The organism is Sulfuricystis thermophila (genome assembly GCF_004323595.1).
GTDB lineage: Bacteria > Pseudomonadota > Gammaproteobacteria > Burkholderiales > Rhodocyclaceae > Sulfuricystis > Sulfuricystis thermophila.
The window spans coordinates 1654872-1669766 of record NZ_AP019373.1 but is presented as its reverse complement, the minus strand read 5'-3'; the positions used below and the strand labels follow the sequence as shown (position 1 = coordinate 1669766).

General features: G+C 61.7%; 18 protein-coding genes. 15 read left to right on the top strand and 3 right to left on the bottom strand.

All coding sequences use genetic code 11. The annotated features are described in order from the left end of the window. The first annotated feature begins 3 nt into the window (after window positions 1-3). Genes M52SOB_RS08350 through M52SOB_RS08335 form a run of 4 tightly spaced genes read left to right on the top strand, consistent with a single transcriptional unit; the run spans window position 4 to window position 2323 of the window. Window positions 4-1260 (top strand): argininosuccinate synthase, encoded by a 1257-nt coding sequence (locus M52SOB_RS08350; protein WP_131111428.1) that lies wholly within the window; start codon window positions 4-6, stop codon window positions 1258-1260. Window positions 1261-1274: 14 nt separating this feature from the next. Further along, on the top strand, window positions 1275-1499 hold the full coding sequence (locus M52SOB_RS08345; protein ID WP_131111427.1) for a DUF2788 domain-containing protein: 225 nt from the start codon (window positions 1275-1277) through the stop codon (window positions 1497-1499). Beyond that, window positions 1496-1816 (top strand): pyrimidine/purine nucleoside phosphorylase, encoded by a 321-nt coding sequence (gene ppnP / locus M52SOB_RS08340; RefSeq protein ID WP_131111426.1) that lies wholly within the window; start codon window positions 1496-1498, stop codon window positions 1814-1816. Before M52SOB_RS08345 ends, ppnP begins: the two co-directional genes overlap by 4 nt. Window positions 1817-1828: 12 nt before the next feature. After that, window positions 1829-2323: a YajQ family cyclic di-GMP-binding protein gene (locus tag M52SOB_RS08335; RefSeq protein WP_131111425.1), complete on the top strand. Its 495-nt coding sequence runs from the start codon at window positions 1829-1831 to the stop codon at window positions 2321-2323. A gap of 33 nt (window positions 2324-2356) precedes the next feature. On the opposite strand, the gene M52SOB_RS08330 is transcribed toward M52SOB_RS08335, so the two are convergent. Then, window positions 2357-3052: a type 1 glutamine amidotransferase gene (locus tag M52SOB_RS08330; RefSeq protein ID WP_131111424.1), complete on the bottom strand. Its 696-nt coding sequence runs from the start codon at window positions 3050-3052 to the stop codon at window positions 2357-2359. Window positions 3053-3104: 52 nt separating this feature from the next. Between M52SOB_RS08330 and M52SOB_RS08325 the strand changes: the two genes are divergently transcribed. The 4 genes from M52SOB_RS08325 to M52SOB_RS08310 all read left to right on the top strand — a co-directional run bounded on the left by M52SOB_RS08325 (window position 3105) and on the right by M52SOB_RS08310 (window position 6661). Further along, window positions 3105-3713, top strand: coding sequence for a retropepsin-like aspartic protease family protein (locus M52SOB_RS08325; protein WP_284155046.1), 609 nt, complete (start codon window positions 3105-3107; stop codon window positions 3711-3713). Window position 3714: 1 nt separating this feature from the next. Beyond that, window positions 3715-4314, top strand: a complete 600-nt coding sequence (locus tag M52SOB_RS08320; protein WP_131111422.1) for a CoA pyrophosphatase — start codon at window positions 3715-3717, stop codon at window positions 4312-4314. Window positions 4315-4369: 55 nt separating this feature from the next. Then, entirely contained in the window at window positions 4370-5293 is a 924-nt protein-coding gene (locus M52SOB_RS08315; RefSeq protein WP_131111421.1) for a CobD/CbiB family protein, read from the top strand. A gap of 183 nt (window positions 5294-5476) precedes the next feature. Further along, on the top strand, window positions 5477-6661 hold the full coding sequence (locus M52SOB_RS08310; protein WP_131111420.1) for an acetyl-CoA C-acyltransferase family protein: 1185 nt from the start codon (window positions 5477-5479) through the stop codon (window positions 6659-6661). A 188-nt stretch (window positions 6662-6849) separates the two neighbouring features. On the opposite strand, the gene M52SOB_RS08305 is transcribed toward M52SOB_RS08310, so the two are convergent. Continuing rightward, on the bottom strand, window positions 6850-7302 hold the full coding sequence (locus M52SOB_RS08305) for a ligand-binding protein SH3 (RefSeq protein ID WP_131111419.1): 453 nt from the start codon (window positions 7300-7302) through the stop codon (window positions 6850-6852). A 102-nt stretch (window positions 7303-7404) separates the two neighbouring features. Between M52SOB_RS08305 and M52SOB_RS08300 the strand changes: the two genes are divergently transcribed. The 4 genes from M52SOB_RS08300 to galE all read left to right on the top strand — a co-directional run bounded on the left by M52SOB_RS08300 (window position 7405) and on the right by galE (window position 10977). Beyond that, the gene (locus M52SOB_RS08300) at window positions 7405-7968 is read left to right on the top strand and encodes an NUDIX domain-containing protein (RefSeq protein WP_131111418.1); all 564 of its coding nucleotides are present in this window, start codon (window positions 7405-7407) and stop codon (window positions 7966-7968) included. 68 nt (window positions 7969-8036) lie between these two features. Continuing rightward, window positions 8037-9284 carry a GAF domain-containing sensor histidine kinase gene (locus M52SOB_RS08295; RefSeq protein ID WP_131111417.1) on the top strand — a complete coding sequence of 416 codons (1248 nt, stop codon included), beginning with the start codon at window positions 8037-8039 and terminating at the stop codon, window positions 9282-9284. Beyond that, on the top strand, window positions 9281-9964 hold the full coding sequence (locus tag M52SOB_RS08290; RefSeq protein ID WP_131111416.1) for a response regulator: 684 nt from the start codon (window positions 9281-9283) through the stop codon (window positions 9962-9964). Before M52SOB_RS08295 ends, M52SOB_RS08290 begins: the two co-directional genes overlap by 4 nt. Window positions 9965-9966: 2 nt before the next feature. Continuing rightward, window positions 9967-10977, top strand: a complete 1011-nt coding sequence (gene galE / locus M52SOB_RS08285; protein WP_131111415.1) for a UDP-glucose 4-epimerase GalE — start codon at window positions 9967-9969, stop codon at window positions 10975-10977. 3 nt (window positions 10978-10980) lie between these two features. On the opposite strand, the gene M52SOB_RS08280 is transcribed toward galE, so the two are convergent. Next, on the bottom strand, window positions 10981-11805 hold the full coding sequence (locus tag M52SOB_RS08280) for an outer membrane lipoprotein-sorting protein (protein ID WP_131111414.1): 825 nt from the start codon (window positions 11803-11805) through the stop codon (window positions 10981-10983). Between the two features lie 81 nt (window positions 11806-11886). Between M52SOB_RS08280 and M52SOB_RS08275 the strand changes: the two genes are divergently transcribed. From M52SOB_RS08275 to M52SOB_RS08265, 3 genes are read left to right on the top strand one after another with little or no spacing between them, the layout of a single operon-like run. After that, complete coding sequence (locus M52SOB_RS08275) at window positions 11887-12672, top strand: ABC transporter ATP-binding protein (protein ID WP_131111413.1); 786 nt, start codon at window positions 11887-11889, stop codon at window positions 12670-12672. Window position 12673: 1 nt separating this feature from the next. Beyond that, window positions 12674-14044: a DUF1302 family protein gene (locus M52SOB_RS08270; protein WP_131111412.1), complete on the top strand. Its 1371-nt coding sequence runs from the start codon at window positions 12674-12676 to the stop codon at window positions 14042-14044. A 22-nt stretch (window positions 14045-14066) separates the two neighbouring features. Next, the gene (locus M52SOB_RS08265; RefSeq protein WP_131111411.1) at window positions 14067-14894 is read left to right on the top strand and encodes a PEP-CTERM/exosortase system-associated acyltransferase; all 828 of its coding nucleotides are present in this window, start codon (window positions 14067-14069) and stop codon (window positions 14892-14894) included. Window position 14895 lies beyond the last annotated feature (1 nt).

The following is a 14895-nucleotide window of genomic DNA, read 5'->3' as shown; positions in this document are numbered from 1 at the left end:
ATCATGGCGAAAGCGAAATCGGGCATCAAAAAGGTCGTGCTGGCCTATTCGGGCGGGCTGGATACTTCGGTCATCCTCAAGTGGTTGCAGGACACCTACGGCTGCGAGGTGGTGACCTTCACCGCCGATCTCGGTCAAGGCGAAGAGCTCGAGCCGGCACGCGCCAAGGCGTTGAAGCTCGGCATCAAACCGAAGAACATCTTCATCGACGATCTGCGCGAGGAGTTCGTGCGCGATTTCGTCTTCCCGATGTTCCGCGCCAACACGATCTACGAGGGCGAATATCTGCTCGGCACCTCGATCGCGCGGCCGCTGATCGCCAAGCGGCTCGTCGAGATCGCCAAGAAGACCGGCGCGGACGCCATCGCCCATGGCGCCACCGGCAAGGGCAATGACCAGGTGCGCTTCGAGCTCGGCGCCTATGCGCTGATGCCCAATGTCAAGATCATCGCGCCCTGGCGCGAGTGGGATCTGTTGTCGCGCGAGAAGCTGCTCGCCTATGCCGAAGCCAATGGCATCCCGATCGAGATGAAACACAAAAAGGGCGGCTCGCCGTATTCGATGGATGCGAACCTGCTGCATATCTCCTATGAGGGCCGTCATCTCGAAGATCCGTCGGCAGAGGCCGAGGAATCGATGTGGCGCTGGACCGTGGCGCCGGAGAAAGCGCCCAACAAGCCGGAATACCTTGAGCTCGAATTCGCGCACGGCGATCTCGTCGCGATCGACGGCAAGAAGATGAAAGCCCACGAGTTGCTCGCCACCCTGAACCAGATCGGCGGCAGGCACGGCATCGGCCGGCTGGACCTGGTCGAAAACCGCTATGTCGGCATGAAGTCGCGCGGCTGCTACGAAACACCCGGCGGCACGATTCTGCTCAAAGCCCATCGTGCCATCGAGTCGATCACCCTCGACCGGGAAGTCGCACACCTCAAGGATGATCTGATGCCGCGCTACGCGAGTCTGATCTACAACGGTTACTGGTGGAGCCCGGAGAGGAAGGCCCTGCAGGTGCTGATCGACCACACGCAGCAGAACGTCAATGGCTGGGTGCGCGTCAAGCTCTACAAAGGCTCGGTTGCCGTGGTGGCGCGTGATTCGAAGACCGATTCGCTGTTCGATCCGACCATCGCCACCTTCGAGGACGATGCCGGCGCCTACGACCAGAAGGATGCGGGCGGCTTCATCAAGCTCAATGCGCTGCGCATGCGTATCGCCGAAAACGCGCGCCTGAAGCGCGCCGGACGATCGCGGAAATAAGCCCAGGCGACAGCATGGAAGCAACGGTCTTTGGCTTCACCGAGTCGCAGATCGCCGAATTCGGCGTCACCTTCGGGTTGGGCGCCTTCATGCTCTACATGCTGTTCATCATCGGCGAGCTGGCCTGGCGCTCGAAGGCCGGCAAGCTCGGCACCTTCGCCCTGTTCTTCGTGCTCGCCTTCGGCATGCTCGGCTTCGTCGCCAAGAGCATCATCCAGAAAATGTGGGGAATCCAATGAGCCAGTCCAGTCAATTCGATGGCGTTTCCGTGATCAAGAAAGCCAATGTCTATTTCGATGGCAAATGTGTGAGTCACACGGTGATCTTCGCCGACGGCACGAAAAAGAGCGTCGGCGTGATTCTGCCCGCAACGCTCACCTTCAATACCGGCGCGCCGGAGATCATGGAAACCATTGCCGGCAGCTGCCGCTATCGCATCGCTGGCGGGGAGTGGCAAACCTGCGCGGCGGGCGAATCGTTCCGGGTGCCCGGCAACTCCTCGTTCGACATCGAAGTGACGGGCGAGCCCTATCATTACGTTTGCCACTTCGGATGAGCGGGTGAAGCCATGCCGTCGTTCGACATCACTTCCGAAGCCAACATGGTAATGATCAAAAACGCCGTCGATGTCGCCGGCCGCCAGATCGGCAACCGTTACGACTTCAAGGGCACCAGCGCGAAGGCCGAACTCAACGAAAAGGACAAGGTGATCACGATCTGGGGCGATTCCGAATTCCAGCTCGGACAGATCAAGGACATCCTGTTTCCCGAGATGGAGAAGAAGGAACGCGAGAGCACCAAGCGGCTCGAGCTCGGCAAAGTCGAGAGCGTTTCCGGCCACAAGGCCAAGCAGGAGCTGAAGATCAAGAGCGGCATCGATCAGGAACTGGCGAAGAAGATCGTCAAGCTGATCAAGGACAGCAAGCTCAAGGTGCAGGCGACCATCCAGGGCGATGCCGTGCGCGTATCGGGCGCCAAGCGCGACGACCTGCAAGCCGCGATCGCGCTGGTCAAGAAGTCGGTCACCGACTATCCGCTCAGCTACGGCAACTTCCGAGACTGAGCCGGCTGGATGCCGTCTCGCCAGCGCCGAGTTTCACTGCAGGCCGGCGATCCAGCGGGTGTAGAGCCGATCGGCGGCGACGCGCATCGCGGCGAGGCGCGCCTCGATGTTTTCGTACATTTCTTCCGGCGTCTGCACTGATGGGCCTGGCGTGGCACGCTCGTCGGCCCAGGCGCGGTTCCAGAGCCGGATCATCGCCTCGGTCATCTCGACATGGCATTGCATGGCCAGATGCGGGCCGAGAACGAATGCCTGATTTTCGCACCAGGCGCTTCTCAGGATGCGTGTCGCGCCGGGCGGGATCGAGAAGGTCTCGCCATGCCAGTGGAAGGCTTCGAAGCGTTCGATGTCGCCCAGCCAGTCGTGGGCCGCAGGGTCGCAGACCGTGACCTCGCCCCAGCCCAGTTCCTTGACCGAGTTCTTCGTGATCACCCCGCCGAGCGCCTTGCTGATGAGCTGTCCGCCCAGACAATGGCCGATGACTGGGATCTCCGCCGCGGCAGCCGCGCGGATCAGCGCGAGCAATGGCGGGATCCAAGGTAGGTCGTCATTGACGCTCATCGGCCCGCCCATCAGGCACAGCCCGGAAAAATCGCTCACACTCCCCGGTACCGGCTCGCCGGCATCGATGCAAATCAACCGCCAGGGAATGCCGTGCGCATCGAGGAACGTGGCAAAATAGCCGGGACCTTCCCCGGCACTGTGACGAAAGATGGCGATGGGTTTCATGAGAGATTTTGGCTGGAACGCAAAAAAACTATCCGCTCATTGTAGCGTCGCATTGCTCGGTCTCCTCGCCGGCAGCGCACTGGCGTCGGACATCGCGCTCGTCGGCCTGATGGCCGACAAGGCGCTGGTGGTGATCGATGGCGGCCGGCGCCAGATGTTGTCGCTGGGCGAGCGGTCTGCCGAGGGGGTGAAGCTCGTCGCCATCGAACCCGGTGCCGCGGTGTTCGAGATCGACGGCAAGCGCCGGCGCATGCAGATCGGTCAGAGCGTCGTTTCCTCGCCGCAGGCCGAAAAGCCCGCGGTGGTACTGACCGCCGATGGTCAGGGGCATTTCTTCGTCAACGGCAGCATCAATGGCGAGACGATGCGTTTCCTCGTCGATACCGGTGCGACCTTGGTTTCGCTGGGCGCTGCTGATGCACGCCGGGCGCGCGTCGATTTGAGCAATGCAACCCCGGGCATGACGCAGACGGCCAATGGCATCGCGCGCATCTGGCGCGTGCGGCTCGGCAGCGTCCGGGTCGGCAACATCACGTTGCGCGACGTGGAAGCCACCGTCCACGAACACGACATGCCGGTGGTGCTGCTCGGCATGAGCTTCCTCAATCGCATGGAAATGCGCCGCGACGGGACCACGCTGACGCTGGTGCAGCGCTATTGAGATGTCGGCCGTTGCGCCTTTGTCGGTCGACTGGCTGCGGCTCAACTTCGCTCCGGCAGCGACGGCGCCGGTGACGAAGACTCCGCCTGTCCCCGAAGCCTCGCTCGTCCCGGCGGCCGTGCTGGTGCCGATCGTCGACCGCGAAAGCGGCCTCACCGTGCTGCTCACCCAGCGCACCGCTCACCTACGCGACCATGCCGGGCAGGTGAGCTTTCCTGGTGGACGTTGCGAGTCCCGGGATGCGACGCCCATTGACACGGCCTTGCGGGAAAGCCACGAAGAGGTCGGCATCGAGACCGGACAGCTCGAGGTGCTCGGCACCTTGCCGGATCATCTCACCACCACCGGTTTCCGCATCACTCCGGTGGTCGGGATCGTCGCGCCACCCCTCAACCTGCGGCTCGACGACTTCGAGGTGGATGAGGTCTTCGAGGTGCCGCTGGAGTTTTTTCTCGATGCGGCGAATTACCGTCGTGAAACCGTTGTCGTCGATGGGCAGCGGCGCAGCTTCTGGGCGGTGCCGTGGCGCGGCTATTTCATCTGGGGGGCGACCGCCAGCATCCTGGTCAGTCTGCGCGAAGTCCTGTCTCGCCGCGTGTAAGCTGGGCCACAGGCGAGTGTGATATCTTCGACACAAGCCTTTGTCAATCGCCTTCATGACGTTTCTCAGCCTTCTCTGCGTCCTCGTGCTCGAGCAGCTCAGGGCAACCCCTGCCGCCCAGGTGTTTGCCATGCTGTCCGCCTATGCACGCTTTCTAGAGCGGCACTTCAACGCGGGCGAGGTCCGTCATGGCATGTTCGCTTGGCTCGCCGGGGTCGGCCTGCCGGCGCTGCTGACATTCGTCGTGCATTACGTGCTGGAGGCCATCCATGTCGTGCTGGCCTTCGGCTTCGATGTGCTGGTGCTTTATTTCCTGCTCGGCTTTCGCCAGTTCAGCCATTACTTCACGGACATCCAGCTCGCGCTGCGCATGGGCGAGATCGAGCGCGCCCGTCATTTGCTCGCCGAGTGGCGCGGGCAGTCTGCTGAGCGTCTCGGGCCGAGCGCGATCGCGCAGTTGGCGATCGAGCAGGGCATCCTCAGCTCGCATCGTCATGTCTTCGCCCCGCTGTTCTGGTTTCTGGTGCTCGGGCCGGCCGGCGCGGTGCTTTATCGACTGGCACTGACGACGGCCGAAGCCTGGTGGTTCAGGGCCGGTGTGCCCGAGGCGGAGGCACCTTTCGGCGTCTTTGCCCGCCGTGCCTTCGCCGTTCTCGACTGGCTGCCGGTGCGCGTGACGGCAACGACGTTTGCGATCGTCGGCGATTTCGAGGATGCGGTGTATTGCTGGCGCACGCAGGCAGCACAATGGCCGGATGCGGCGGCGGGCATCCTGCTCGCCAGCGGTGCCGGCGCTCTTGGCATCCGACTCGGCCAGCCGCTGCCGCTCGAAGAGGAAGGGGCAGCCCGGTCGGGGCTCGGACTCGGCGACGAAGCCGACGTCGAGCATCTGCAAAGCGCCATCGGTCTGGTATGGCGCGCATTGGTATTGTGTCTGTTGTTGCTGGCTCTGTTGACCGTGGCAAGTTGGGTGGGCTAGGGAAACACTGATTAAGTCTGCTGCGCGACCGGATGGCGGTGTTGCGCGGTGCTCGGATGCTCGCCTACCTACCAGGTATGTCTCGCATCCTGCGCTCCGTGCGCCTTGCCCTCCGGCCGCTCGCGACGACTTCTTCAGCGTTTCCCGAGCGGGTTTCTTTCAATCTCAAAAAAGGAGTGGAGTATGTCAAGCAGGGAAGTAGTCGTTCTCAGTGCCGTGCGTTCGGCTGTTGGTACTTTCGGTGGCTCGCTCGCCGGCATCGAACCCGCCGAGCTGGGGGGGCTGGTCGTCAAGGCCGCGATCGAGCGCGCTGGCGTCGACCCCAATCAGGTGACCTTCGCCGCGGTCGGTAACACGATCCCGACCGAGTCGCGCTATCCCTATGTCGCCCGGGTGGCGACGATCCAGGGGGGTATGCCGATGAGCTCGACCGCCTTTGCGGTCAACCGCTTGTGCGGTTCCGCCCAGCAGGCGATCGTCAATGTCGCCCAGGCGATCATGCTCGGTGATGCCGATTTCGGCGTGGGGGGTGGTGTCGAAGTGATGTCGCGCGGTGCTTATCTTTTGCCGGCGCTGCGTTCCGGCGCGCGCATGGGCGACACCCAGGCCATCGATGCGATGGTCGCCGTGTTGACCGACCCGTTCGGTGCCGGTCACATGGGCATTACGGCCGAGAATCTGGCGGCCAAACACGGCATCACGCGCGAAGAGCAAGACGCCTTCGCCGTCGAATCGCAGGCGCGGGCTGCCAAGGCGATCGCCGAGGGGCGCTTCAAGAGCCAGATCGTGCCGATCACGCTGAAGACCCGTAAGGGTGAGGTCGTCTTCGACACCGACGAGCATCCACGGCCAGGTACGACGATGGAGAGCCTCGCCAAGATGAAGCCCGCCTTCAAGAAGGACGGCACGGTCACCGCCGGCAATGCGTCGGGCATCAACGACGCCGCTGCCTTCCTCGTGCTCGCCGATGCCACAAAGGCGGCCGCCGGTGGCCACAAGCCGATCGCACGCCTGGTCAGCTATGCCATCGCCGGCGTGCCCAACGACGTGATGGGCGAAGGCCCGATTCCTTCTTCCAAGGTCGCCCTGCAAAGAGCCGGGCTCAATCTCGATCAGATGGATGTGATCGAATCCAACGAAGCCTTCGCGGTACAGTCGCTGACCGTGATGAAGGGCCTTGGCCTCGATCCGGTCAAGACCAACCCGAATGGCGGCGCGATCGCGCTGGGCCATCCGGTCGGCGCCACCGGCGCGGTGATCATCACCAAGCTATTGCATGAGCTGATCCGCATCAACGGCCGCTACGGCATGGCGACGATGTGCATCGGCGGCGGCCAGGGCATCACGACGATTTGGGAACGGCTCTAATAAGGCAACGCTCATCCCTGATTGTTCAGCGTTGCCTCAGCCTAACTCCGCATCGCCGACCTCGGCCACCCGCCGGTTGATCAAACGCGAGTGGCTGCGGTCGGCTGTCAAGGCGTTTGACGCAAAGCTCCCGCAAGACGGGCCCTGAAGCCCGTCTTGCTGGGGGTGCCGTCCTGCCAGCGCCGACTTTATGCGGCTTTCAGGTAGCGCTCCTTCGCGGCGCGGGCTTCGGCGGCTTCGGCGGGTGAGTAAGCCTTGCCCGACCAGAGCATGCGGTAGGCGATCTCTTCGTTGCCGTTCTCGCACAGCTCCAGCACATTCTTGAACAGCGGCTGGAAGGTCTCGCTGCGGTGCGAGGCTTCGTGCTCCTCGAAAGAGCGCCAGAAGGTGATGATCAGCGCCTCGCGGTCCTTGAGGGGGCTGGCGACGGCCTGTCCGACGGTGCTGCCTTCGTTCGAGACCTGACCACTGTTTAGCACGACCATGCCGCCGATGAAGCCGGTGTCCGAATGGTAGGTCTTGACGTTCTCACACAAGAGCGCGACGCGCTCCTCGAGGTCCTCGACGGAAAATTGCGGTTTGAGGATGACACGGTTGATGGTGACGACGCCATCGCTGTCGAAGTTGGGGATGAACGACATGTTTTTCTCCTTGGGTTGGGGTGGGCAAAAAGCGCATTGATGCATTCATAAGATATCGCTGATCTGGTAAAGTTCAAGACGAATCAATCCCCTACGAACGATATGGATGAAAGCGAATTCATCGAGGAAACCCTGGAAAGCGAACAGGTTTTCGACGGCCGGCTCCTGAAAGTGTTTTCCGACAAGGTGCGCCTGCCCGACGGCGACGAATCCTGGCGCGAATATGTCAAGCATCCGGGCGCGGTGGTGATCATCGCCGTGCTCGACAATGGCAAGCTGCTGTTCGAGCGTCAGTATCGTCATCCGCTGCGCCGGGTATTCCTGGAAATTCCCGCCGGCAAGATCGATCCTGGCGAGCACATCCTCGACACCGCGCGCCGTGAGCTGCGCGAGGAAACCGGCTATAAGGCCCGCACCTGGCGTCATCTCGGCACGCTGCATCCTTGCATCGGCTATTCCGACGAACGGATCGAAATCTTCTGGGCCGAAGGGCTCAGCTTCGTCGGTGCCGAACTCGACGACGGCGAGATTCTCGAGCTCTGCGAGCTTTCGCTTGCCGATGCGTTGCTCGCGGTGCGCGATGGTGAGATCACCGATGCCAAGACCATCGCTGCATTGCTCTGGGCCGAGAAGACCCTGAGCGGGACTTGGCCTTTGCCGCGGTGAAGGGCCATCGGTGCGGCAGCCATGCACGTTAAAATGTGCCTTTCAAGCTTGCGGATTAAGCTTCTCCGATGAACGCCCCCGAGTATCCGAGCGAACTGCCGGAAGTCCAGGCCGACGAGCGCACCCAGCTGCAGGTGCTCGACATCTTTTCCGAAGTGTCGGCCAATCTGGCGGACGAGGATGACGTCGAGGAACTGCTCGGCCGCTTTCTCGGCACGATGCTGCGGCTTGCCAAAGCGAGCGCCGGTGCGGTGCGCGTCGTCACCACCGACGGCAAGCATCTGCGGCTGGTCGCGGCGCGCGGCCTGCCGCGCGAAGTGGTCGAGCGCGAGCGGCTCGTGCCGATCGATTGTGGGCATTGCGGCGGGGCGCTCCTCGACGAGCATTCGCGCTACGAAATCGATCTGGGCGCGTGCGCGAAACGCACGCATCATGCCTATTTCGGCAACGACTGCCAGGCCATGGTGGTCGTGCCACTGCAGCATGGCGGCCGACTGCAAGGCATTTACAACCTGTTCTTGCCCGAGCGTTTCGAACTTCCCGAAGAAGTCGCGCTGCTGTTCCGCTCGATCGGCGAGCACCTCGGCATGGCGCTCGAGAATGCCCATCTCAAGCGCGAGAACCTGCGCATCAAGCTGATGAACGAGCGCCAGATGATGGCGGCCGAGGTGCATGATTCGCTGGCGCAGACGCTCGCCTACATGAAAGTGCGCATCGCCCTGCTGCAGGATGCGCTGCTCGACCCCGATGGCACGAATGGCGAGCTCGCCGGGAAATACGCCAGTGACGTCGGCCAGGCGATCGATGAGGCTTACCGGCAACTGCGCGAGCTGCTGGTGCAGTTTCGCAGCCGCATGGATCCGATGGGCTTGCAACAGGCACTGGCCAGCATTGCTGCGACGTTTCAGGACCGCACCGGCATCGCGCTGGAGTATTCGAACCGGGTGGTCGATCTGCGACTGTCGGTCGATCAGGAAGCGCAGGTGTTCTTCATCGTGCAGGAAGCGCTGGCGAACGTCAGCCGCCATTCTGGCGCCACCCACGCCCGTCTGACGCTCGAAGGCGCCGGCGATTACTATGTGGTCACCATCGACGACAACGGTCGGGGCGGCCCGAACTTCTTCGCCATCGCCAACCGCAGCGGTGAATTGGACGATATTCCGCAGCTGCGCGACCATTTCGGCTTGTCGATCATGCGCGAACGCGCGCGGCTGATCGGCGGTCGCGTCGAGGTGGCCAACTTGCCAGAGGGCGGTTTTCGCGTGCGTCTGACTTTCCCGGCCATCGGTCCGAATAACCACAAGGTTGCTCCATGAGTGAAGTTCTGCCGCCGAACGAACGCATCCGCGTGCTGCTCGCCGACGACCACACCCTGTTCCGCAAGGGGCTGGCCGAACTACTCGAAAAGCGTGGTCCGATCCATATCGCCGGCATTGCCGGCAATGGAGACGAGGCCCTGAAACTGCTCGAAAGTGAGCCGTTCGATGTCGTCATCACCGATCTGAACATGCCACCTCATGGCGGACTGGCGCTGTTGCGGCAGATTCGCGCCAGCGGTTGGCGCGGCCCGATGCTGGTGCTCACCGTCAGCGACGATCAAGATGATCTCGCCAGCGCACTTGCAGCGGGCGCGCAAGGTTATCTGCTCAAGGACATGGAACCGGATGACGTCGTCGATGCCGTGCAGCGCGTGATGCGTGGAGAAACCGTCGTCGCGCCGGCGATGACCCTGAAACTGGTGAACCTGCTGCAGGGCGGCACGCAGCCGCCCAAGAACGATGCGCTGCAGCAGCTCACGGCACGCGAGCGCGAGATCCTCGAGTATCTGGCCCAAGGCCTGTCGAACAAGGCGATCGGCCGTGCGCTCGACATCAGCCATGACACGGTCAAGCTGCATGTGCGCCACATCCTCGCCAAGCTCAATCTCACCTCGCGCGTCGAGGCGGCGGTGTTCGCCGTCGAGCAGAAGGTCGCGGGTCAAACCAAAGGGCGCTGAACTTGGCACACTGTCTCGTCACGGGCGGGCTCGGTTACATCGGCAGCCACACCGCAGTGGAGCTGCTGGCGGCCGGGCACCGCGTCAGGATCATCGACAACCTTTCCAACAGCAAACCGGCGGTGCTCGAGCGCATCAGCGAGATTACCGGTAGCCGGCCGGAATTCGTGCGTGGCGACATCCGCGACCGCACTGCGCTGCGCGCGGCACTGAAAGGCTGTGACGCGGTGATCCACTTCGCCGGCCTGAAAGCAGTCGGCGAATCGGTCACCCAGCCGCTGCGTTACTACGACAACAACGTCTCGGGCAGCATCACCCTGTTCGAGACGATGGCCGAGACAGGGGTGAAGACCGTGGTGTTCTCCTCCTCGGCCACCGTCTATGGCGATCCGGTCAGTGTGCCGATCCGCGAGGATGTGCCGCTGTCGGCGACCAATCCTTACGGCCGTTCGAAGCTGATGATCGAGGACATCCTGCGCGATCTCCATCGTGCAGAACCGGACTGGAAAATCGCGCTACTGCGCTATTTCAACCCGGTCGGCGCGCATCCCTCTGGGCGCATCGGCGAAGACCCGAATGGCATCCCCAACAACCTGATGCCCTATGTCGCTCAGGTGGCGGTAGGCAAGCTGCCCTGCCTGTCGGTGTTCGGCAACGACTACCCGACGCCCGACGGCACCGGCGTGCGCGACTACATCCATGTCGTAGATCTCGCCAAAGGGCATCTCGCCGCGCTGGCCGCGCTGGAGCGGCAAGGCGGGCTGCTGACGGTGAATCTCGGCACCGGCCGTGGCTATTCGGTGCTCGAAATGGTCAAGGCCTTCGAAGCCGCCAGCGGCCGCAAGGTGCCTTACCGTATCGCGCCACGCCGCCCGGGCGATGTCGCGACCTGTTATGCCGATCCGACGCGCGCCGCCGAACTGCTCGGCTGGCGCGCCGAAAAGGACCTCGCCGCGATGTGCGCCGATGCCTGGCGCTGGCAGAGCGCCAACCCGGATGGGTTTCCGGGGTGAGGCTCAGTCGATCTTCTTCAGATACTCCTTGGTGAACAGTTTGTCCGGCAATTCGCGAATCTTCATGTCGTTGTATTCGAGGATCGACAGTTCCCCGGCGCGAAGCGCATCTTCCATGACGAGGCGCGTGGGCCGTACCTTGCCCGCCATGGTGCGAAAATTTTCGTAACGACAGGTTTTCAGCAAGCGACCAGAGAGTGAATAGAACTCAGCCTTGAATGGGTGGGCATTTTTCTGGTTCACCCAATACAACACACGCGGGTAGGTCACGCTGCGGTCCACGGCGCGCAGTTCCAGCACGTGATAGGTTTCACCGTCGATCGTCTCGTTGCGCAAGAGGTGGGGATGATAGTCACCCGAAAAGTTGGCGCGGGCCAGGTCGCCATTGGCAACCTGGCCGGTCAGCCGTTGAGCCAGAGACAGGCGGACGGGCTGTGATACTTCGGGCAGGAAGATCCAGAGGTCACGGCCGCTCATCAAGAGGGTCTGGCCGCGTTCCGCTGCCGGCTCGGTGGTAATGACGACGGTCTTGTCATTGCCTTTCGATAGAACCTGAAACTTTTTGCTCTCGGTCGTTTGATCCGCCCGCTTCGAAACGATGCTGATATCGACCTGGAAACTTTCCTTGGGGAAACGGATCTGGTCGGCCTTGAGCAATATCTCCTGGGCAAGCGGATCGGCAGGAATTCCCTCGACCACCTGGCCTGAGGGGCTCTGCGCCAGCACTGGGCCTCCCGCAAACAGCGCAAGGACGGTGCCAACCAATGCTAGATGAAAATGAATTGCCAAACTGCGTCGGAAATGGCAGGATTCTCTTGCGATTTGCATGCATTCTCCTCGTTTCAAATGTCACCGGGGAAAAGGCGGGGAGACCACCGGCGAATCTCGGCTCGCCAATCGGAGCGAACGATGCATGTTGTACGAATCGAGCGGGTGTTCAAGGAGTATCTGCTGGGCGATCAGATCGTTCAAGCGTTGTCGGATATTACACTGCACATCGAACGCGGTGTGTTCATGGCGATTGCAGGCCCCTCCGGCAGCGGCAAGACCACCTTGCTGAACCTGATTGGTTGCATCGATCGGCCGACGGAAGGCTGGATATACATCAATGATCAGGATGTCACGAACTGGACGAGCGACCAACTGGCGGATCTGCGGGCACACAAGATCGGTTTCATTTTTCAGACCTTCAATCTGTTCCCGGTGCTGACCGCTGCCGAAAACGTCGAATATCCCTTGCTCTATCGCAAGGATGTCTCGAAAGAGGAGCGGCGCAGACGCGTGGCTTTTTATCTGAACATGGTCGGGTTGAGCAAATATGCCGATCATCGCCCCAACCAGTTGAGCGGCGGACAGCGTCAGCGGGTGGCGATCGCGCGGGCCTTGGCAATCCAGCCCGACATCGTTTTGGCCGATGAGCCGACGGCCAATCTGGATCAAACCACCGGGACGGAAATTCTCCGTTTGATGCGCAAGATCAACAAGGAACTGGGCACGACCTTCATCTTTTCCACCCATGATCAACGCGTGATGGAAATGTCCAACCGCCTGGTGCGTATCCAGGATGGCGTGTTGTGGCAGCTTGGCGTGCGCAAGGGCAAGCAGTGGGGAACGATCAATCTGCATCGTCCTGGCAGCGAACTCGTGATGAGCGCAGAAGGTGAAGGGAGTAGTCTGGATGGGTCGGGAGATTGAAATGAAGAGGGTGATGAAGAGCGGATGTCTCTTTGCCGTTGCGTGGTTGCTCATCGGCGCTGTCTGGGCAGAGGTTCCCGAAGACATCGAGGCGCTGTTGCGTGAAGCGGCCAAGGATGATGCCCAACAGGCTGCACTTGCGGGGAAGGGGGCATCGGGAGGCGCGGAGGGTGTGCATGGCTTTGCGCAATTCGAACTGGCGCGAACCACGAGCCGGCCCGTGCATTGGTCGAAAATGCTGGGGCGCATCGAGTTTGGCGCCAAGGGACGGTTCGGGGAGGGGCTCAAGTGGAAGATGAGTGCGCGCGCCGATTACGACGCGGTTTTTTCTGTCACGGATCATTACCCGGGTGCCGTGGCGGAGGACCAGCGCTTCAATCTCACGCTGCGCGAGAACTATCTCGATTTCGGCGCGGGCGACTGGGACTTCCGACTCGGGCGTCAGCAGGTGGTGTGGGGAGAGATGGTCGGACTGTTTTTTGCCGATGTCGTGTCGGCACGCGATATGCGCGAATTCATCCTGCCCGAATTCAACATCATGCGTATTCCCCAATGGGCGGCGCGTGCCGAGTATTTCAGTGGCGACTTCCACGGCGAACTCCTCTGGATTCCCGTGCCGAGCTACGATGAAAGCGGCAAGCCCGGGGCGGAATTTTTTCCGGCACAGCCGGAATATCCGGGTTATGCGACGCGGTATCTGAATGAACAGAAGCCCTCGCGCCGCCCCGCCAATGGCAACTATGGTCTGCGTGGTGGCTGGCTGAAGAACGGTTGGGACGTCACTGCGTTCTACTACCGCAGCACCGATGCGGCACCGACGTTCTACCGCACGGTCGATGGCGTCGCAGGCGTGATCAGTTATGAGGCGCGCCATGACCGTATCTCGCAATACGGCGGCACGCTGGCGAAAGACTTCGGCACGATGGTACTCAAGGCCGAGGCGGTCTATACGAAAGGTCGGGGATTGACCGTGCTGCGGCTTGCCGATGACGATGGGCTCGCGCGTCAGAACACGCTCGACTGGGTGGTGGGGCTCGATTTCGTCCTGCCGGCGGAAACACGCCTCAACCTGCAGCTTTTTCAAAGTCTCGTGACGAATCATCGCGATCCGGATTTGCTGCAAGAAAAGCGTGAGAATGGCTATAGTGTATTGGTGAATGGAAAACTGCGGCCGGGACTCGAAGCCGAGGTGCTCTGGGTCGCGAGCCTGAACCGCAGCGACTGGATGCTGCGGCCGAAGCTCAACTGGATGTTCGAGAAGAACTGGCGGCTGGTCGTGGGGGCGGACGTGTTCCATGGGCCGACGCTGGGGTATTTTGGTCGTTACAGCGCGCAGGATCGGGTCTATACCGAGCTGCGCTATTCCTATTGAGGTATTTTCATGAAACGGTCTAATGTTGGTTGAACTACTCACCCATCATGGCAAGCGGGATCTGCTTGCGCCGAGTTTCTCTTTTCGTCGCCTGCTGTCGAGGGAGGAGGAGGGGGAGGTGTTCCGCGCCATCGCCCGTCTGCGCTACGAGGTGTATTGCGAAGAATGTCGGTATCTCGATTCCGCCGCATACCCTTCGGGGCTCGAAACCGATGAGTATGACGAGCGCTCGATCCACATTTCGGCGCAGAATGCCGAAGGCGAAATCGTCGGCACGGTTCGTTTGGTGTTGGCCAGAGGGGAGCAGATCTTCCCTTTCGAGGAGCATTGCGCGGTATTCCCGGACTTCGCTTTTCCTCCCAAGGAGCAGTGTGCCGAGGTTTCTCGCCTGATCGTCAAGAAGAATTATCGACGGCGTGCCGGCGACAACTTGCAGGGGGTGACGCGGGAATTCCAGCAGCATGGCAGCGCCAGCGAAATTGCTCCCGAACCCCCGCATGTCTTCAAACACCGCAACCGGCGTAATCGCAGCCCGCAGATCATGCTCGGCATGTATCGGGAAATGTATCGCTACAGTCGGCAAAACGGCATTCGTTTCTGGTATGCCGCGATGGAGAAGGGGCTGGCCCGCCTGCTGGATCGCATGGGCTTCCATTTCGTGCCGGTGGGGCCGGAAACGGATTATTACGGTCCGGTGACGACCTATCTCGCCGATTTGCGCCAGCTCGAAAGCGCGCTCAACAACGCCAACCGCTTCCTGCTCGCCTGGTTCCAGGATGAACCGATTTCCGACTGGCTCCTGATCACCACGCTGGTGAAATACAAATTGGGGCATTTCGGCAAGCTCTGAC